At 76.8% G+C, this 15743-nt stretch carries 15 protein-coding genes; 6 read left to right on the top strand and 9 right to left on the bottom strand.

The window, feature by feature from the left end; translation table 11 throughout:
• Positions 1 to 140: 140 nt before the first annotated feature.
• Positions 141 to 623: a transcription elongation factor GreA gene (gene greA, locus ABIE39_RS09675; protein ID WP_021483866.1), complete on the bottom strand. Its 483-nt coding sequence runs from the start codon at positions 621 to 623 to the stop codon at positions 141 to 143.
• Between the two features lie 321 nt (positions 624 to 944).
• On the bottom strand, positions 945 to 1379 hold the full coding sequence (locus tag ABIE39_RS09680) for a DUF4307 domain-containing protein (RefSeq protein ID WP_074807826.1): 435 nt from the start codon (positions 1377 to 1379) through the stop codon (positions 945 to 947).
• Positions 1380 to 1587: 208 nt separating this feature from the next.
• Here ABIE39_RS09680 and mca point away from each other — a divergent pair, with 208 nt between their 5' ends.
• From mca to ABIE39_RS09695, 3 genes are read left to right on the top strand one after another with little or no spacing between them, the layout of a single operon-like run.
• Complete coding sequence (mca, locus tag ABIE39_RS09685; protein WP_074807824.1) at positions 1588 to 2529, top strand: mycothiol conjugate amidase Mca; 942 nt, start codon at positions 1588 to 1590, stop codon at positions 2527 to 2529.
• Positions 2526 to 2927, top strand: a complete 402-nt coding sequence (locus tag ABIE39_RS09690; RefSeq protein ID WP_175009079.1) for a hypothetical protein — start codon at positions 2526 to 2528, stop codon at positions 2925 to 2927. The genes mca and ABIE39_RS09690 overlap by 4 nt, the downstream gene beginning before the upstream one ends.
• Before the next feature lie 2 nt (positions 2928 to 2929).
• The gene (locus ABIE39_RS09695) at positions 2930 to 3736 is read left to right on the top strand and encodes a carbon-nitrogen hydrolase family protein (RefSeq protein ID WP_354051537.1); all 807 of its coding nucleotides are present in this window, start codon (positions 2930 to 2932) and stop codon (positions 3734 to 3736) included.
• Between the two features lie 20 nt (positions 3737 to 3756).
• On the opposite strand, the gene trhA is transcribed toward ABIE39_RS09695, so the two are convergent.
• Positions 3757 to 4530 carry a PAQR family membrane homeostasis protein TrhA gene (gene trhA, locus ABIE39_RS09700; protein WP_175009081.1) on the bottom strand — a complete coding sequence of 258 codons (774 nt, stop codon included), beginning with the start codon at positions 4528 to 4530 and terminating at the stop codon, positions 3757 to 3759.
• Between the two features lie 268 nt (positions 4531 to 4798).
• Here trhA and ABIE39_RS09705 point away from each other — a divergent pair, with 268 nt between their 5' ends.
• The 3 genes from ABIE39_RS09705 (at position 4799) to ABIE39_RS09715 (ending at position 7511) form a co-directional block, all read left to right on the top strand.
• A complete protein-coding gene (locus tag ABIE39_RS09705; RefSeq protein ID WP_043655243.1) occupies positions 4799 to 5560 on the top strand; it encodes an isoprenyl transferase in 762 nt (253 codons plus the stop codon).
• Between the two features lie 41 nt (positions 5561 to 5601).
• Positions 5602 to 6156: a MarR family winged helix-turn-helix transcriptional regulator gene (locus ABIE39_RS09710; RefSeq protein WP_354051539.1), complete on the top strand. Its 555-nt coding sequence runs from the start codon at positions 5602 to 5604 to the stop codon at positions 6154 to 6156.
• 212 nt (positions 6157 to 6368) lie between these two features.
• The gene (locus tag ABIE39_RS09715; protein WP_502914856.1) at positions 6369 to 7511 is read left to right on the top strand and encodes a glycerate kinase; all 1143 of its coding nucleotides are present in this window, start codon (positions 6369 to 6371) and stop codon (positions 7509 to 7511) included.
• Positions 7512 to 7555: 44 nt separating this feature from the next.
• Here ABIE39_RS09715 and ABIE39_RS09720 read toward each other — a convergent pair whose 3' ends face one another.
• From ABIE39_RS09720 to ABIE39_RS09745, 6 genes are all read right to left on the bottom strand, one after another.
• Complete coding sequence (locus ABIE39_RS09720; protein ID WP_354051543.1) at positions 7556 to 8764, bottom strand: AAA family ATPase; 1209 nt, start codon at positions 8762 to 8764, stop codon at positions 7556 to 7558.
• A 98-nt stretch (positions 8765 to 8862) separates the two neighbouring features.
• Entirely contained in the window at positions 8863 to 9270 is a 408-nt protein-coding gene (locus ABIE39_RS09725; RefSeq protein ID WP_021483739.1) for a RidA family protein, read from the bottom strand.
• A gap of 60 nt (positions 9271 to 9330) precedes the next feature.
• On the bottom strand, positions 9331 to 10707 hold the full coding sequence (locus ABIE39_RS09730; protein WP_354051545.1) for an alanine racemase: 1377 nt from the start codon (positions 10705 to 10707) through the stop codon (positions 9331 to 9333).
• A 50-nt stretch (positions 10708 to 10757) separates the two neighbouring features.
• Positions 10758 to 12410, bottom strand: coding sequence for an N-acyl-D-amino-acid deacylase family protein (locus ABIE39_RS09735; RefSeq protein ID WP_354051547.1), 1653 nt, complete (start codon positions 12408 to 12410; stop codon positions 10758 to 10760).
• Positions 12407 to 14188 carry a beta-N-acetylhexosaminidase gene (locus tag ABIE39_RS09740; RefSeq protein WP_354051549.1) on the bottom strand — a complete coding sequence of 594 codons (1782 nt, stop codon included), beginning with the start codon at positions 14186 to 14188 and terminating at the stop codon, positions 12407 to 12409. Before ABIE39_RS09740 ends, ABIE39_RS09735 begins: the two co-directional genes overlap by 4 nt.
• Positions 14189 to 14351: 163 nt before the next feature.
• The gene (locus ABIE39_RS09745) at positions 14352 to 15659 is read right to left on the bottom strand and encodes an alkaline phosphatase (protein WP_354051551.1); all 1308 of its coding nucleotides are present in this window, start codon (positions 15657 to 15659) and stop codon (positions 14352 to 14354) included.
• Positions 15660 to 15743 lie beyond the last annotated feature (84 nt).

Below are 15743 nucleotides of genomic sequence, written 5' to 3' on the forward strand. Positions count from 1 at the left end.
GCCGCGGGGCCCCCCCGGCCGCCCCCCCGCGGGGGGGGGCGCCGGGGGGGGCCCCCCCCCCCCCCGGGCCCCCCCCCCCCCGGGGGGGGGGCCCCCACTTCTCACGTCTCGCCCGGCGGCATGCGGTTGCCGGGGGCGCGTCAGCCCTCGAAGGGCTTCGCGGCGGTGATCTTCACGGCGATCTCGTTGCCGTTCGGAGCGGTGTAGCTGGTCTCGTCGCCGACGGTCTTGCCGTCGATCGCGGCACCGAGCGGGGACGTCGGCGAGTACACGTCGAGGTCCGTCGTGCCGGCGATCTCGCGCGAGCCGAGGAGGAACGTCATCTCGTCGCCCGCGACGACGGCCGTGACGACCATGCCGGCCTCGACCTTGCCGTCGTCCGGGGGCGTGCCGATGCGCACGTTGCGCAGCTTCTCGGTGAGCTCGCGGATGCGGGCCTCGTTCTTGGCCTGCTCCTCGCGGGCGGCGTGGTAGCCGCCGTTCTCCTTGAGGTCGCCCTCGTCACGGGCGGCGGCGATGCGCTCCGCGATCTCGGTGCGGCCCTCGCCGGACAGGTGGGCGAGCTCGGCCTGCAGCCTGTCGTGCGCCTCCTGGGTCAGCCAGGTGACGGTGGTGTCGGTCACGGTTCGCTCCTTCCTTTCCATGGTTCGACGGTCGCGCCGGGCACGGCCGTGCAGGTACGGGCAGCCGGGGCGCGTGCTCACGCGAGCGCCTGCCTGCCCGGGTCGGTGACGCTGCCCGGGTGGCAGCGCGGAGGACTGGTTCCCGCCGGACCGCCGGGTCGCCCGGTGGTCGGTCGCCTGTCACGAGCGCCGGCCGCGGGCCGCACGCGGTCGGGTGCGGGAATCCCTCAGGATAGCAAAGCACGAGGTGCCGACGGCGCGGGCCAGGGCGGCGCGAGGGCCGAGCGGCGCAGCGGCCGGGCCGCACGACAGCAGGGCGGCTCAGGGAGCCGGGCGGCAGGACTGGACGATCCCCGTCGTGGCGAGCTCCGACGTCGCGACGCTCACGGTGTAGCGGGACTCCGTGACCTCGACGGGGCCGACCGTGACGTCGACCGTGCCGACCTGCGCGTAGCTCTCCGCGAGCGCGTCGAGGGTGCAGGTCGCCGTCGTCCCGGGGTCCATGTACACCTCGAACGTGACGTCCACGCGCTCCGGGCTGACGACGGTGTACCCGAAGTCCTTGAACCGCACCGGTTCGTTCGCGTAGCGCATCCCGATGACGAACGTGATCGCGAGCCCGACGACCGCGACGAGCACGATCCCGACGACGGCCAGGCGCCGACGGCGCTCCGTGGGCTCGGGTCCGTACCGGCCCGCCGGGGGGCGCAGGGGCGTGCTCGGGCTGGGCTGCGGGGCGGTGGTCTCGTTCGTCATGGTGCGGTCCCGTGGTCGGTGCCGCCGCGCCCCGGTCGCTGCCCTGCGGAGTGCCGGCGGTGACCGGCGGTTCGTCAGGTGTGGGCGCGGTGGTGGATCATGTCCTCGACCCATCTTCGCAGAGCCCCGGCCCTCGTCGTGCACCCACGGCGTCCCGTGCCGCGTCCCAGGCCGCGCGAGGAGACGTACGACGCACCCGGGAGGACCAGTGGCCGAACCCGCGGCCGGATCGACCACCCACCGCGAGCAGCCGGAGACGCTCCGTCTCCTGGCCGTGCACGCCCACCCCGACGACGAGTCGAGCAAGGGTGCCGCGACGACGGCGCGCTACGCGGCCGAGGGCGTGGACGTGCTCGTCGCCACGTGCACCGGGGGAGAGCGCGGCGACATCCTCAACCCGAGCTTCGGCGAGGGTCCGGCGGACATCGAGGGCATGCGCGCCCTGCGCCGCGTCGAGATGGCCGCCGCCGCGCGCGCGCTCGGCGTCCGGCAGCAGTGGCTCGGGTTCGTCGACTCGGGGCTGCCCGAGGGCGACCCGCTGCCGCCGCTGCCCGAGGGCTCGTTCGGCCTCGTGCCGCTCGAGGAGGCGGCCGCGCCGCTGGTCGAGCTCGTGCGCGAGTTCCGCCCGCACGTCGTCACGACGTACGACCCGTCGGGCGGCTACCCGCACCCGGACCACGTCATGTGCCACCGCGTCGCGTTCGAGGCGTTCCACGCCGCGGGCGACCCGGAGCGCTACCGCCGGGAGGGCGGCGCGGCGCCCTGGTCGCCGCTGAAGCTGTACTACAACCACGACTTCTCGATGAACCGCATCCGCACGCTCCACGAGGCGATGCAGGGCGCGGGCCTGGAGTCGCCGTTCGGCGACTGGGTCGAGTCGCGGTCCGCGCGGGAGATCCCCGAGCGCGAGGTCACGACGCGCGTCCACGTGGCGCGCTACTACGCCCAGCGCGACGCCGCACTCATCGCGCACGCGTCGCAGATCGACCCGGACGGCTTCTTCTTCGCGATCCCGCGCGACCTCGAGGTCGACGTGTGGCCGTTCGAGGAGTTCGAGCTCGCGGAGTCGCGCGTCCCGACGGACCTGCCGGAGGACGACCTGTTCGCGGGCGTGCGGGAGCTCGTCGCGGGCGAGGAGGTGGCCTCGTGAGCGCGGCGCCCTTCCTCGACGTGCCGACGCTCGCGGGCGGCCCGGGCTGGGCGGCCGACGTCGTCGCGGAGACCGCGACGCCGAGCCCGTCGGACGACCCGCTGCGCGAGGACCTCGACCCGAACGACGTGTCGCCCGGCCTCGTCGGGTTCCTCGCGATCTTCGCCGTCGCGGTCGCGACCGTCGCCCTGTTCTTCGGGCTCTCGCGCCAGCTCCGGCGGATGCGGCGCAACGCCGACGCGCAGGGGATCGGCCCTGACGGCCCGGTCGGCGCGACCACCCCGGAGACCTCCGCAGGCGCCGGTCCGGACGGCGCGACGCCGGGCGGCTCCACGCCCGACCGCGGCACGCCGGACGGGCGCGGCCCGGCCGGCAGCGGTCCGGAGCGGCAGGACTGACCGTGGCGACGGGCGCCCGCGTCACGATCGGGCAGCTCGAGGTCTCGGCCGACCACGCCGCGAACCTCGTGACGGTCGGTGCCGCGTTCCGCGAGGCGGGGCGCGTGGGCGCCGACCTGCTCGTGCTGCCGGAGTACGCCGCGGCGTTCGACCCGCGGGGCACCGGCGCCGAGCACGCCGAGCCTCTCGACGGGCCGTTCGTCGGCACGCTGCGCCGCCTCGCGCGCGAGCACGGCGTGGCGGTCGTGGCGGGGACCCTCGTGCCGGGCAGCGCGCCCGGCCGGGCGGTCAACGTCGTCGTGGCGGTGGACGCCGCGGGCGAGCTCGTGGGCACGTACCGCAAGGTGCACCTCTACGACGCCTTCGGTCACCGCGAGTCGGACCGGCTCGACGCGGGCGACCCGGCCGCCCCGCCGCTCGTCCTGGAGGTCGGCGACCTGACGTTCGGCGTCATGACCTGCTACGACCTGCGCTTCCCGGAGAGCGCGCGGCGCCTCGCGGACGCGGGCGCCGACGTGCTCGTGGTGCCGGCCGCGTGGGCGGCGGGCGAGCTCAAGGCGGACCAGTGGCGCACCCTCGCGCGGGCCCGCGCGATCGAGAACACCGCCGTCGTGCTCGCCGTCGGGCAGGCGGGCCGGGGCGTGACCGGGCGCTCCCTGCTCGTCGGCCCCGACGGCCAGGTGGGCCTGGAGCTCGGCGAGCGCGCGGAGCTGCGCAGCGCGGACCTCGACCCGGCCGCGCTGGCCGCGGTGCGCGAGCGCAACCCGTCGCTCGCGAACCGGCGCTACGTCGTCGTCCCGAAGGACTGAGCCCGCGCCCGGGAGGGCGCTCAGCGCGCGGCGAGCGCCGCGAGGAGGATCGCGGCGTAGTGGCACCCGTAGCCGACGACGGTGAGCACGTGGAAGATCTCGTGGAAGCCGAACCAGCGCGGGCTGGGGTTGGGCTTCTTGATGCCGTAGACGACGGCGCCCAGCGTGTAGGCGAGGCCGCCGACCGCGACGAGCCAGACGATCGCGGGGCCGTTCGTCGTCGTCCAGAACTGGGGCATGTAGCCCACCGCGACCCACCCGAGCGCGACGTAGACGGGCACGTACACCCACCGCGGGGCGTCGAGCCACAGGATCCGGGCGAGGAGGCCGAGCGCGGCCCCGCTCCACACGATCGCGAGCAGGATCGTCGCGGTCCGCTGGGGGAGCAGGAGCACGGCGAGGGGCGTGTAGGTGCCCGCGATGATGAGGAAGATGTTCGAGTGGTCGGCGCGGCGGAGCACGCCCGCGACGCGGGGCGACCACGTGCCGCGGTGGTACACGGCGCTCGTGCCGAACAGGAGGCACGCGGTGAGGCCGAAGACCGCGGTCGCCACCTTGCCGGCGACGGGCGGCGCGACGACGACGAGGACGATGCTCGCGACGAGCGCGAGCGGGAACGTCCCGGCGTGGATCCAGCCGCGCAGGCGCGGCTTGACGACCTCGGCGACCTTCGCGACCGCGTCGCCCACGTTCTCGCGGACGGAGTCGAGCGCGTCGGTGCCGGGCGCGTGCGCCGGGCCAGGGTCGGCGGGCGGCGCGCTCGGGGTGCGGTCGCGGTCGGTCGGTCGGTCCACGACGTCTCCTCGGGGTGATGAGTCCGGGCACGGAAAGGGCGGTGCGGGGGCGCCCGCACCAACCTACGCCATCGTAAGTTACGGCAACGTAGGTTTGCGAGCGGTGCTCCCTGTCCGGTGTGAAGATCCTGGGCAGGGGCGTGCGGACCGGTCCCGGGCCGCCGGACCGGGCACGGACGAGCGGTAGCGTGTGCGGGTTCGGCCCGAGCGCCCCGCCCCGGGGCGTGCCCGCCGGGCGTCCCCGTCCGCCCATCGCCGAGGAACCAGCGTGCGCCTGCCCCGCCCCGTCTACGGACTCTACGAGCGTCGCCTCGCGGCGACCCTCTCGCGCGAGAGCGTCCCGCGCCACGTGGGGGTCATCCTCGACGGCAACCGGCGGTGGGCGCGCTCGTTCGGGGAGTCGACGGCGACCGGCCACCGCCGGGGTGCCGACAAGATCACGGAGTTCCTGGGCTGGAGCGAGGACCTCGGCGTCGAGGTCGTCACGCTGTGGATGCTCTCGACCGACAACCTGTCGCGGTCGCAGGAGGAGCTGTCGGCGCTGCTCGACATCATCGAGGACGCCGTGCGCGACCTCGCCGAGACGGGCCGCTGGCGCCTGCGGGTCATGGGTCGGCTCGACCTCCTGCCCGAGCGGCTCACGGCGGCGCTGCGCGACGCGCAGCAGCGCACGGCCGCCGTCGACGGGCTCCAGGTCAACGTCGCGATCGGCTACGGCGGGCGCCACGAGATCGCCGACGCCGTGCGGTCGTACTTGCGCGAGCAGGCCGCCGCGGGCGCGCGCCTGCAAGACCTCGCGGAGAACCTCGACGTCGAGCACATCGAGGAGCACCTCTACACCAAGGGCCAGCCGGACCCGGAGCTCGTCATCCGCACGTCGGGCGAGCAGCGACTCGGCGGCTTCCTGCTCTGGCAGAGCGCGCACTCGGAGTTCTACTTCTGCGAGGCGTACTGGCCCGACTTCCGTCGCGTCGACTACCTGCGCGCGCTGCGCGCGTACTCCCAGCGCGAACGCCGGCTGGGCCGCTGACCGGCCACCCGGCGGGTAGGGTCGATGCGAACGCATCGAACGTGACGACCGAGCCGTCCGGGGGCGACATGACGCAGCAGCACGCCGACGACGCGGGCCCCGAGCCGGGCCCGGGGAGCGCGCGCCTCGCCGTCGAGACCTGGGAGTCCCTCTTCCGCGCCCAGGTCGCGGTCATGCGGCGGCTGCAGTCCGACCCGGTGTGGGACGGCCTGACCCTGCGCGAGTACGACGTGCTGTTCTCGCTGACGAAGGGCCCCGAGGACGGGATGCGGCTGCGCGACCTCAACGCGTACATCCTGCTCAGCCAGCCCTCGCTGAGCCGCATGGTGGAACGGCTCGCGGCGCGCGGCCTCGTCGAGCGGGCGACCCCGCCGGACGACGCGCGGGGCACGCTCGTCCGCCTCACCCCGGCGGGTCGGGACCTCCAGCGCACGACCGGCCGCGCGCACGCCCGCGCCATCGCGACGTACGTGGGCGGCGCGCTCGACGACGACGACCTCGCGACGCTCGGCGAGCTGCTCGAGCGCCTGCGCGCCGCGCAGCCGGACATCCCGGACGCCGCGCCGGGACGCGCGGCGGGCGCCCTTGGCGCCTGAGCGCGCGCCCACGGACGACGCGGCCACGGACGACGCGGTCACCCCGGCCGCCTCAGCGCCGACCCCGCACGCTCGGCGCTGTGGCGCGGAACACGTCCGGTCCGTCCCTTCCGCTGCGGGCCGTCGCGCGTCGGCCTGCCTAGGATGCGAGCGTGTCCTCAACGCCGAGCACCACCCCGAACCTCGTCCCCGGGCCCCGCGCCGACGGCCCGCTGCGCGTCGTCGTCGCCCCCGACTCGTTCAAGGGCAGCCTGAGCGCCGCCGACGTCGCGCACGCCGTCGCGACGGGCGTGCGCAGCGTCGTCCCCGACGCGGAGGTCGTCGAGCTCCCCATGGCCGACGGCGGCGAGGGCACGCTCGAGGCCCTGCTCGCCGTGTGGGGCGTCCCGGCCCGGGAGGTCTCCACGGTCGACGCGATCGGCCGTTCCCGCACCGCGCGCTACGGGGTCTCGGCCGACGGCCGCCTCGGCGTGGTCGAGCTCGCCGAGGCCAGCGGGCTCCCCCAGGTGAGCGACGTCGCGCTCCAGCCCCTGCACGCGCACACCCGCGGCACCGGCGCCGCGGCGGCCGCCGTGCTCGACGCGGGCGTCGAGGAGGTGATCGTGTGCCTCGGCGGCTCGGCGTCCACCGACGGCGGCGCGGGCATCCTCACGGGCCTCGGCGCGCGGCTCCTCGACGCCGACGGCGCGCCCGTGCCCGACGGCGGGGAGGGCCTCGCGCGGGTCGCGCGGCTCGACCTGTCCGGCCTGCACCCGCGGGCGCGCGAGGTGCGCTGGCGCCTCGCGGTCGACGTCACCAACCCCCTGCACGGCGAGCGTGGCGCGGCGCACGTGTTCGGACCGCAGAAGGGCGCCCAGCCGGCGGACGTGGCGTTCCTCGACGACGCGCTGCGGCGCTGGGCGGGAGTCCTCGCGCAGGAGACCGGCGTCGACGTGGCGGAGCTCGCGGGTGCGGGCGCCGCGGGCGGCGTGCCCGCGGGCATGGTCGGCGTCCTCGGCGCCGAGCTCGAGCCGGGCGCGCGCCTCGTCGCCGAGGCGGTCGGGCTGCCCGCTGCCATCCGCGCTGCCGACCTCGTCGTCACGGGCGAGGGGTCGTTCGACTCGCAGTCCGTCAACGGGAAGGTCGCGGACGCGATGGGCGCCCTCGCGGCGGAGGCACCGCACCGGCCTCCGGTCGTCGTGCTCGCGGGCCGGGTGCTGCTGCCCGCCCACCAGGCGCGCGAGGCCGGGATCGCCGCGGCGTTCAGCATCGCGCCGGGGCCTATCGCGCTCGACGAGCTGCTCGACCGCACGGCGTCCCGCCTCGTCGACCTCGCGGCGTCCGTCACGAGCCTGCACGTCGCGTCGCGGCGCTGATAGCCGCCGCTGCCCTCGGTCGGCTCCCGGGGACGGTGCCGCAGTCAGCGCTTCGGCCAGCCCCACGCGGGCTGGTCGAGGAGCCCCTCGCGCCCGGCGACCGTCGTCTCGCCGAACGGTGACCGCACGAGCTCGACCTCCACGAGCTCGTCCGCGCCGGGCAGGTCCGCCGGGCCCGACGCGGCGGCGTCGCGCAGCGCCTCGACGAGCGGCGGCGCGTGCGTGACGACCACGACCTGCGTCTCGCGGCCCGCCGCGTGCACGAGCGCGCCGAGCGCGGGCAGGAGGTCGGGGTGCAGGCTCGTCTCCGGCTCGTTGAGCACGAGGAGCTCGGGCGGTCGCGGCGAGAGCAGCGCGGCGACGAGGAACAGGTAGCGCAGCGTCCCGTCGCTGAGCTCGGCGCCGGTGAGCGGCCGGAGCAGGCCGTCCTGGTGGAAGGCGACCTCGAACCGGCCGTCGTCGGCGTGCACCGCGAGCCGGCTGCCGGGGAAGGCGCGGGCGACGGCGTCGTCGAGCTCGTCCCCGCGGCCTAGGTCGCGCACGGTCTCGAGCGCCGCGGCGAGGTCCGCGCCGTCGTGCGCGAGGACGGGCGTGCGGGTGCCGAGCTGCGGCGAGCGCGCCGGGGCGTCGGCGTCGGTGCGCAGCTGGTCGTAGAAGCGCCACGACCGCAGGCGCTCGCGCACCGCGACGACCTCGGGCGCGCCCACCGGGTCGACGAGCTCGGTGAGCACGCTGTCGAAGGGCCGCAGGCGTGCGGGCGAGGACTGCCAGCGGCCCGCGTCGTCGCGCACCCGGACGGCCGGTCCGCGCCGCTCGACCTGGAGCGTCGCGGGCCGCGGGACGGGCCCCGACCAGACGGTCTCGACCTTGATCTCCGGGTCGAGGGCGAACGCCGAGCCCGGGTGCTGCGGCAGGCCGAGGTCCACCGCGTAGCCCAGGTCGTCCGGCGTGGCCCCCGCGAACCCGAGGCGCAGCGCGACGGGCGCCGTCCGACGCGTGCCCTGGACCGCGCCGCCCGCGCGCGCGGCCCGGCCGCCCTGCTCGGGCCCGGCCCAGAGCGTCGACCGCAGGCCGCCCTCCCGGGCCACCGCGCCGACGGCGCCGCCGAGCGCGCACCCGGACAGCAGACGCAGCGCGCGGTACAGGCTCGACTTGCCCGTCCCGTTCGCCCCGGTCACGACCGTGAGCCGCCCGAGCGGCAGCACGAGGCTCCGCAGCGAGCGGTAGCCCTCCACCGCGATCGTCGCGAGCATCGGTCACCTCCTGCCCGGCACGCTACGCGCCGGGTCCCACGCGGCGGCGTGGGCCCCGGCGCGGTGCGCGGCGAGGCGGCGTCGGGCCGCGTGGCGCGTCAGTCGGTGATCGCGAACGCGTCGATCTCGACGAGCATCTCCTCGCGCGGCAGACCCGTGAACACCGTGGTGCGGCTGGGGAGCACGCCCTTCGTGGTGTGCTGCGCGACGAACGCGCCGTAGGCGTCGTTCATGATCGGGAAGTCCTCGCGCTTCGTGAGGTACACGCGGAGCATGACGACGTCGTCGAACGTGGCGCCGGACGCCTCGACGATCGCCCGCACGTTCTCGAGCGTGCGCGTGGTCTGCGCGGCGACGTCGCCGGGGTAGAGGTACTCGTTCGTCGCCGGGTCGACGGGCCCCTGGCCCGAGACCTGGACGAACGGCCCCTTGCGCACGCCCTGGTGGAACGTGTGCGCGGGGGCCGGGGCGTCGGGGGTGGAGATCGCGGTCTTCTCGGTGGTCATGCGGGGTCCTCTCGGGGTGTCCGGGTGTCGTGCGGGGTCGGTGTGGGTCAGCGGTGCGGGTCAGAGGTCGATCGTCGCGAGGTCCACGACCTCGTCGCCCCGCACGACGGCGGCGACGCGCCACCGGTCGAACGTCGTGCAGGGGTGGGAGATGCCGAAGCCGACGACGTCGCCCGGGCGGACCTGGGCGGTCGCGGGGCCGCCGACCTGCCCGGCCCCGGCCTCGTCCGCGTCCAGCGCGAGGTAGAGGTGCTGGTCGTTGAGCGCGGTGACGCGGGTGCCGGCGAGCTCGCGCGGGGCGAGCCAGCCGTCGTCGGACTGCGAGCGCAGCCAGAGCGCGACGGGCAGGTCGATGTCGAACGAGACGTCACGGCGCCCGATGCCGCAGACCGCGAGCCCGGGCTCCGGGACGGAGAGCACCTGGCCCCAGACGGTCGCGGCGGCGCGCAGCGGCTCCGCGCCGGGGATGCGGCTCCACGGGTCGGTGCGCGAGTAGAAGCCGTGGTCGTGCGTCACGTACGCGCCCGAGCGCACGACGACGCGGACCTCGACCTCGCGCCCGTCCGCGCCGGGGACCGGGCCGGGCAGCCCGGCGAGCACGACGTCGAGGAACGAGCTGCCGCCCGCCGACAGCACGAGCGGCTCGTCGACGCCCGCGAGACCCTCGCGCACGAACGCGGCGCCGAGCGCGCGCAGCCCGTCGCACCAGCCGCCGACGGCGGCGAGCTCGTCGGCGGTCGTGCCGCCCGCGACCGAGCCCTCGTACCCCGTCGCGCCGAGCAGGCGCAGGCCCGACGCGCGGACCGCGCGCGCGAGGTCGAGCGCCGCGGCGGTGCTGCGGACGCCGGTGCGCCCGCCGGGGACGCCGAGCTCGACGAGCACGCCGAGGCGCGCGCGGACGGTGGCCGGGGCGTCGGCGAACCCGCGGGCGAGCAGGTCGACCCCGTGCGGCGAGTCGACGCACAGCCACACCTCGTCGTCGCCTCCCGCGGCCTCGGCGCGCGCCAGGTCGTCGCGCAGCCACGCGATCTCGCGCGGGTCGAGCAGCTCGTTGGCGAGCAGCACGCGCGGCACGTCCCAGTCGCGCACCGTGCGCAGCTGGGACGGCGTCGCGACCGTCGCGCCCCGCGCCCCGGCCGCCGCCTGGCGTGCGTAGAGCGCGCGCGACATCGTCGTCTTCACGTGCGGCGCGTGCTCGACCCCGCGCTCGGCGCACACGCGCGCGACGGTGCCGACGTTGTGGTCGAGCGCCGCGTCGTCGAGCGTGAGCAGCGGCCAGGAGAACGCGACGTCGGTGACGCGCGGCGAGCCCGCGAGCACGTCCGCGACGGTGGTCCCGGCCGGGAGCCGCAGCCCCTTGGTCCGGGGCCCGACGACGTCGCGCGCCCAGGGGCGGTCGGGTGCGGGCCGCGCGGCGTCGTGCGTCGTGCCGGTCATGGGGTCCTCCTCGGGGACGGGGCTCTCGTGGACGGGTGCAGGGGGGAGGCTCACGCCGCCGGGGCGCCCGGGCGCAGCGGGCGGCCCGGGAGCGCGTCGGTGAGCGCGCCGTCGCGCAGGACGCGCACGCCCGCGACGAGCACGTCGTCCACGCCCGACGCCGGTCGGCGCGGGTCCTCGTACGTCGCCTCGTCGCGCACGCGGTCGGGGTCGACGAGCGCGAGGTCCGCGACCGCCCCCGGGACGACCGCACCGCGCCCGGCGAGCCCGAAGCGCGCGGCGGGCCGCGCGGACAGGTGCGTGACGGCGTCGTGCCACGTCCAGTCCCCGAGCGTACGCACGTGCTCGGCGAGGAAGCGCGCGAACGCGCCCCAGCCGCGCGGGTGGGGGCGGCCGCCGCCCCCGACCGGCGCGTAGATCGCGTCGGACCCGCCCACGTGCGCCCGGTGGCGCAGCAGGGCGCGGACGGACTCGGGGGAGTTCGTGGGCGGCTGGGCGAAGACGCACGACGCGCGCAGCCGCGTCGCGACGAGCAGCCGCACCGCGGTCTCGGCGGGGGACAGCCCGAGGCGCGCGGCGACGTCGGGCAACGTCATGCCCTCGGTCCACGACAGGTCCTCGGCCGGGCCCGCCGCGGCCCCGGCGGCGGGGCCGGTCGGGACCGCCGCCATCGTCACGCGCGGCCACAGGTCGGCCAGGTGCGGGAAGTGCTCGCGGTGCAGGCGCTCGAGCACCGCCGGGTCGGCGAGCGCCGCGACGGTCGCGTCGACGTCCGCGATGGGGAGCCACGTCGGCAGCGACACCATGGACAGGATCGAGCAGCCGCGCAGGTACGGGTACGAGTCGAACGTGACGTCCAGGCCCGCGGCGTGCGCGTCGTCGACGTACCCCAGCAGCTCCGCGGCCGGGCCGTGGTAGTGCGAGACGTGCGTCGCGACCCCGGACGCGCGTGCCACGCGCACGAGCTCCGCGAACGCCGGTCCGGCCCGGTCCTCGTAGCCGCGCATGTGGGACACGTGCGGCACGCCGCGGGCCGCGAGCACGCGCGCGAGCGCGACGAGCTCGGCCTCGTCGGCGTACGTCGCGGGGACGTACTCCAGGCCGGTCGACAGGCCGAGCGCGCCGTCGTCGAGCGCGGAGTCGAGCAGCGCGAGCATCCGGTCCGTCTCGGCGGGCGTCGCGGGGCGCGCGGCGGCGCCGAGCACCGCGTAGCGGATCGTGCCGTGCGGGGCGAGGTAGCCCACGTTGACGCGGGTCGTGCCGTCGTACGTGGCGAGGAGGTCGGCGACGGACCCGCCGCGGAACGTCGGGTGCTCGCCGTTGATCGCCGCGAAGTACCCGCTCGCCCAGGCGGTGGCGTCGTGCAGACCCGACGCCGCGGGCCCGCCGTCGGCGTCCGGGCGCGGCGAGGGCGCGTAGGACACCCCGTCCTGCCCGACGACGACGCTCGTCACGCCCTGGCGCAGCATGGCGAGCTGCACGTCGTCGTCGAGCACGGCGGCCTCCCCGTGCACGTGCGCGTCGACGAACCCGGGCAGCAGGAGGCGGCCGTCCGCGTCCAGCACGTCGGCGCCCGCCGGAGCGGTCCCGGCCGCGGGCGCGACGCCCTCGACCCGGCCCGCGCGGACGGTGACGTCGACGGGGGCGGAGGGGCCGCCGTCGGGCAGGACGAGGCGCGCGCCGCGCACCACGAGGGCGCTCATGCCGGGCCCCCCGTGTCCTCGTCGCGACCCTCGACCCAGCCGCCGACGCCGCGCAGGCCGCCCGCGGCGAGCTCCTCGGCGCGGTCGCGCGGCCAGCCCGCGACCCCGGGCCGGGTCTGCCACGGGTGCGGCCCGTCGAGCGGCCGGTACTCCACCCCGGCCGCGTCGAGGCGCGGCAGGTGGTGCGCGACGAGGCGCTCGCGGAACGCGCGCGCCGCGGGGGACCCGGGGGAGCGGTCGGCCTCGGGGGACCACATGACCTCGGCGAACGCCGCGAGGCGCGGGAACGCGGCGTAGTCCACGCGGCGCGCGGAGTCGAGGTGCTCGGACCAGAGCTCCGCCTGCCCGCCGAGCAGCGCGCCCGGCGCGGGAGCGGTGGCGGGGCCGGCCGCGGTACCGGCTGCGGCGCCCGCGAGCTCGGCCGGCAGGGGCTCGAACGCGTACACGTCGTCGAGCGTGGTGAGGAACCCGACCGGGACGGGCTCGTCCGGGGTGTCGCCGCCGCGGTGGTCGAGGTACACGACCTGCTCGGGGGCCATGACGACGTCGTGGCCCGCCGCGAGCGCGTCCGCGCCCACGGCCCAGCCCCGCCACGACGTCACGACGACGTCGCGCGGGAGCGCGGGGCCGAAGGCCTCGTCCCACACGACCGCCCGGCGCCCGCGGGACGCGACGTGCTCAGCGAGCCGCGCGAGGAACCAGCCGTGCAGCCCCCCGACGTCGTCGAGCCCGAGCGCCTGGGCGCGCGCGACGATCGCGGGGTTCTCGCGCCACAGCGTCGTGGGCACCTCGTCGCCGCCGATCGCGACGAACGGCGCGTCGAAGATCTCCAGCACCTCGTCGAGCACGTGCTCGAAGAACGTCAGCGACTCCTCCGACGGGTCGAGCACCTCGGTGCTCACGCCCCACGTGGTGCGGACCTCGTGCGGTCGCTTGCGCGTGCCGAGCTCCGGGTACGCGGCGACGGCGGCCTCCACGTGCCCCGGCGCGTCGATCTCCGGGACCACGGTGACGCCGCGCTCGCGCGCGTACGCGACGATCTCGCGCAGGTCGTCCTGCGTGTAGAAGCCGCCGTGCGGACGGCCGTCGGCGACGCCGGCGCGCCAGGTGCCGAGCCCGGACTCCCGCCGCCACGCCCCCACCTCGGTGAGCCGGGGGTAGCGCGCGATCTCGACGCGCCACCCCTGGTCGTCGGTGAGGTGGAGCTGGAGCACGTTGAGCCGGTGCGCCGCCGCGAGGTCGACGAACCGCAGGACGTCGGCTTTCGGCAGGAAGTGGCGCGCGACGTCGAGCAGCACGCCGCGCCACGGGAACCGGGGGTGGTCGGTGACCGCGACGTGGGGGAGCGCGAGCGTCGCGCGACCGCCCGCGCCCGTCACGGCGGGGGCACGACGGAACGCGGCGGGGCCGGCGAGCTGGCGCAGGGTCTGGGCCGCGGCGTGCGCGCCGTCGAGGTCGGCCGCACCGACCCGGACGCCGTCGTCGCCGACGACGAGGCGGTAGCCCGACGGCGGGAGGTCGTCGTCGACCGCGAAGACCACGGGCGGGGTGCCGTCGGCGGGCGCGGCGCCCGCCGGGGCGGGCACGAGGTCGAGGCCGAACGCGTCCTCGGTGACGCGCCGCCACCAGCGCGCCGCGGGGCGCAGGGCGGGGTCCGCGACGACGGACGTCCCGTCCGCGACGACGGTCGCCCCGGCGCCGGGCTCGAGCGACACGGGGGCGGGGAGGATCCCGGCGGGGTCCGCCGTGGACGAGGTGGGCACCTTTTGGAAGGACACCGAACGAGCCTAGCGGTCCCGCCCGGTGCGCTCCTACCCGACCGGCGCTCGCGTGCCGCGCCCACCTCCTCCGCCGGGACACGGGGTGGGCGACCGGAATCGTCCGGATCCGGTCGCCGACCCCGTGCTCGGCGGCGCCAGGGGCGTCGGCCGCGCGGGCGGCTCAGCCGCGGCCGCGGGGCTCTATCGCGCGCAGGACGGCGTCGTGGACGTCGGTGTTGCGCTGCGCGCCCGCGAGGCGCGCGGCGCCCGGGCCCTGCGCGGTGATCGGCGTCGCCTCGCCCGTGTGGCCGCCCGTCGTCCAGTCGACCGTGAACTGCAGGTCGGAGCCCGCGAGGTCGAACGGGCCGTCCTCGGCCGTCGCACCCTCGCCGCCCTCGTCCTCGGGGTCGACGTTCTCGATCGCGAGCCCGCCCGTCGCGTGGTCGCCCACGACGAGCACGAGCGTGTCCCGGTTCCGCTTCTGGAAGTCCAGCGCCAGCGCGACGGTCTCGTCGAGCGCCTGCCCGGCCTGGATCGTGCGCGTCGCGTTGGAGCGGTGCGCGAACTCGTCCACGCCCTCCTCCTCGACGAGGAGGAAGAACCCGTCGCGGTCGCGCGACAGCACGTCGAGCGCCTTGGCCGTCATGTCGACGAGCGGCACCTCCGGCTCGTACAGGTCGCCCTCGCCCTCGTTGCGCTGCTCGAACATCTCCTCGTTCGCGAACAGGCCGAGCAGCTTGCGCCCGCGCGCGTCCGCGAGCCCCTCGGCGTCGCTCACGTACGTGTAGCCGAGGCCCTGCGCGCGCTCGACGAGGTTCCCCTTCGTCCCCTTGCTCTGCTCGGTCGGGTCCTTCGCGGGGTTGTCCTCCCACGCGCCGGGGTCGCCGGCCGGGTACCACCAGTCCTCGCCGCCGCCGAGGACGACGTCGGGCCGCGAGCCCTCGAGGAGCTGGCGCGCGATCTCGCTCTGGTCGCCGCGGTCGGGCACGTGCGCGCCGAACGCCGCGGGCGTCGCGTCGGTGACCTGCGCCGTCGTGACCAGGCCCGTGGCCTTGCCCGCGTCCCGGGCCGCCTCGAGGAGCGTCGGGACCGGGTTGCCGTCGACGTCGACGCCCACCGCCCCGTTGTACGTGCGGACCCCGGACGCGAACGCCGTGGCGCCCGCCGCGGAGTCCGTGACGGCCTCCTCGGGGTCGGCCGAGTCCGTCGTGGTCCACCCGGCGTGCTCGAGCGAGTCCATCGCGAGCTGCCCGTCCTTGCCGACCGTCGCGAGCCGGACCAGCTCGCGGTGCGAGAGCCCGAGCCCGTCGCCCTGGATGAAGATGACGTTGCGGGCGCGGTCGTTCCCGTGGCCCTGGCCGCCGCCGCGGTCGCCGCCCCGGTCGTCGCCGCGCTCGCCACCGCCGGCGAGCGGCAGGAGCATCACGAGCGCCGCGGCGGCCGCGACCCCCGTCGTCCCTGCGCTGAACCGTCCTCGTCGTGCCTGCATGAGACTCCCCTTCCCACCGGTGCCGGCTCCGGTGCCGGCACGGCCGCCGCGGACGGGGTCGCCGTCGTCGCGGGGCACGCCCGA

Source organism: Cellulosimicrobium sp. 4261, assembly GCF_040546915.1.
Classification (GTDB): Bacteria; Actinomycetota; Actinomycetes; order Actinomycetales; family Cellulomonadaceae; genus Cellulosimicrobium; species Cellulosimicrobium cinnabarinum.

Excerpts from the sequence above, each read along its gene's own strand:
- ABIE39_RS09720 (WP_354051543.1), bottom strand. The coding sequence starts at position 8,764 with ATGCTCGCGACGATCGCGGTGGAGGGCTACCGCTCGCTGCGGAGCCTC.
- ABIE39_RS09745 (WP_354051551.1), bottom strand. The coding sequence starts at position 15,659 with ATGCAGGCACGACGAGGACGGTTCAGCGCAGGGACGACGGGGGTCGCG.
- ABIE39_RS09730 (WP_354051545.1), bottom strand. The coding sequence starts at position 10,707 with ATGACCGGCACGACGCACGACGCCGCGCGGCCCGCACCCGACCGCCCC.
- ABIE39_RS09680 (WP_074807826.1), bottom strand. The coding sequence starts at position 1,379 with ATGACGAACGAGACCACCGCCCCGCAGCCCAGCCCGAGCACGCCCCTG.
- ABIE39_RS09725 (WP_021483739.1), bottom strand. The coding sequence starts at position 9,270 with ATGACCACCGAGAAGACCGCGATCTCCACCCCCGACGCCCCGGCCCCC.
- ABIE39_RS09735 (WP_354051547.1), bottom strand. The coding sequence starts at position 12,410 with ATGAGCGCCCTCGTGGTGCGCGGCGCGCGCCTCGTCCTGCCCGACGGC.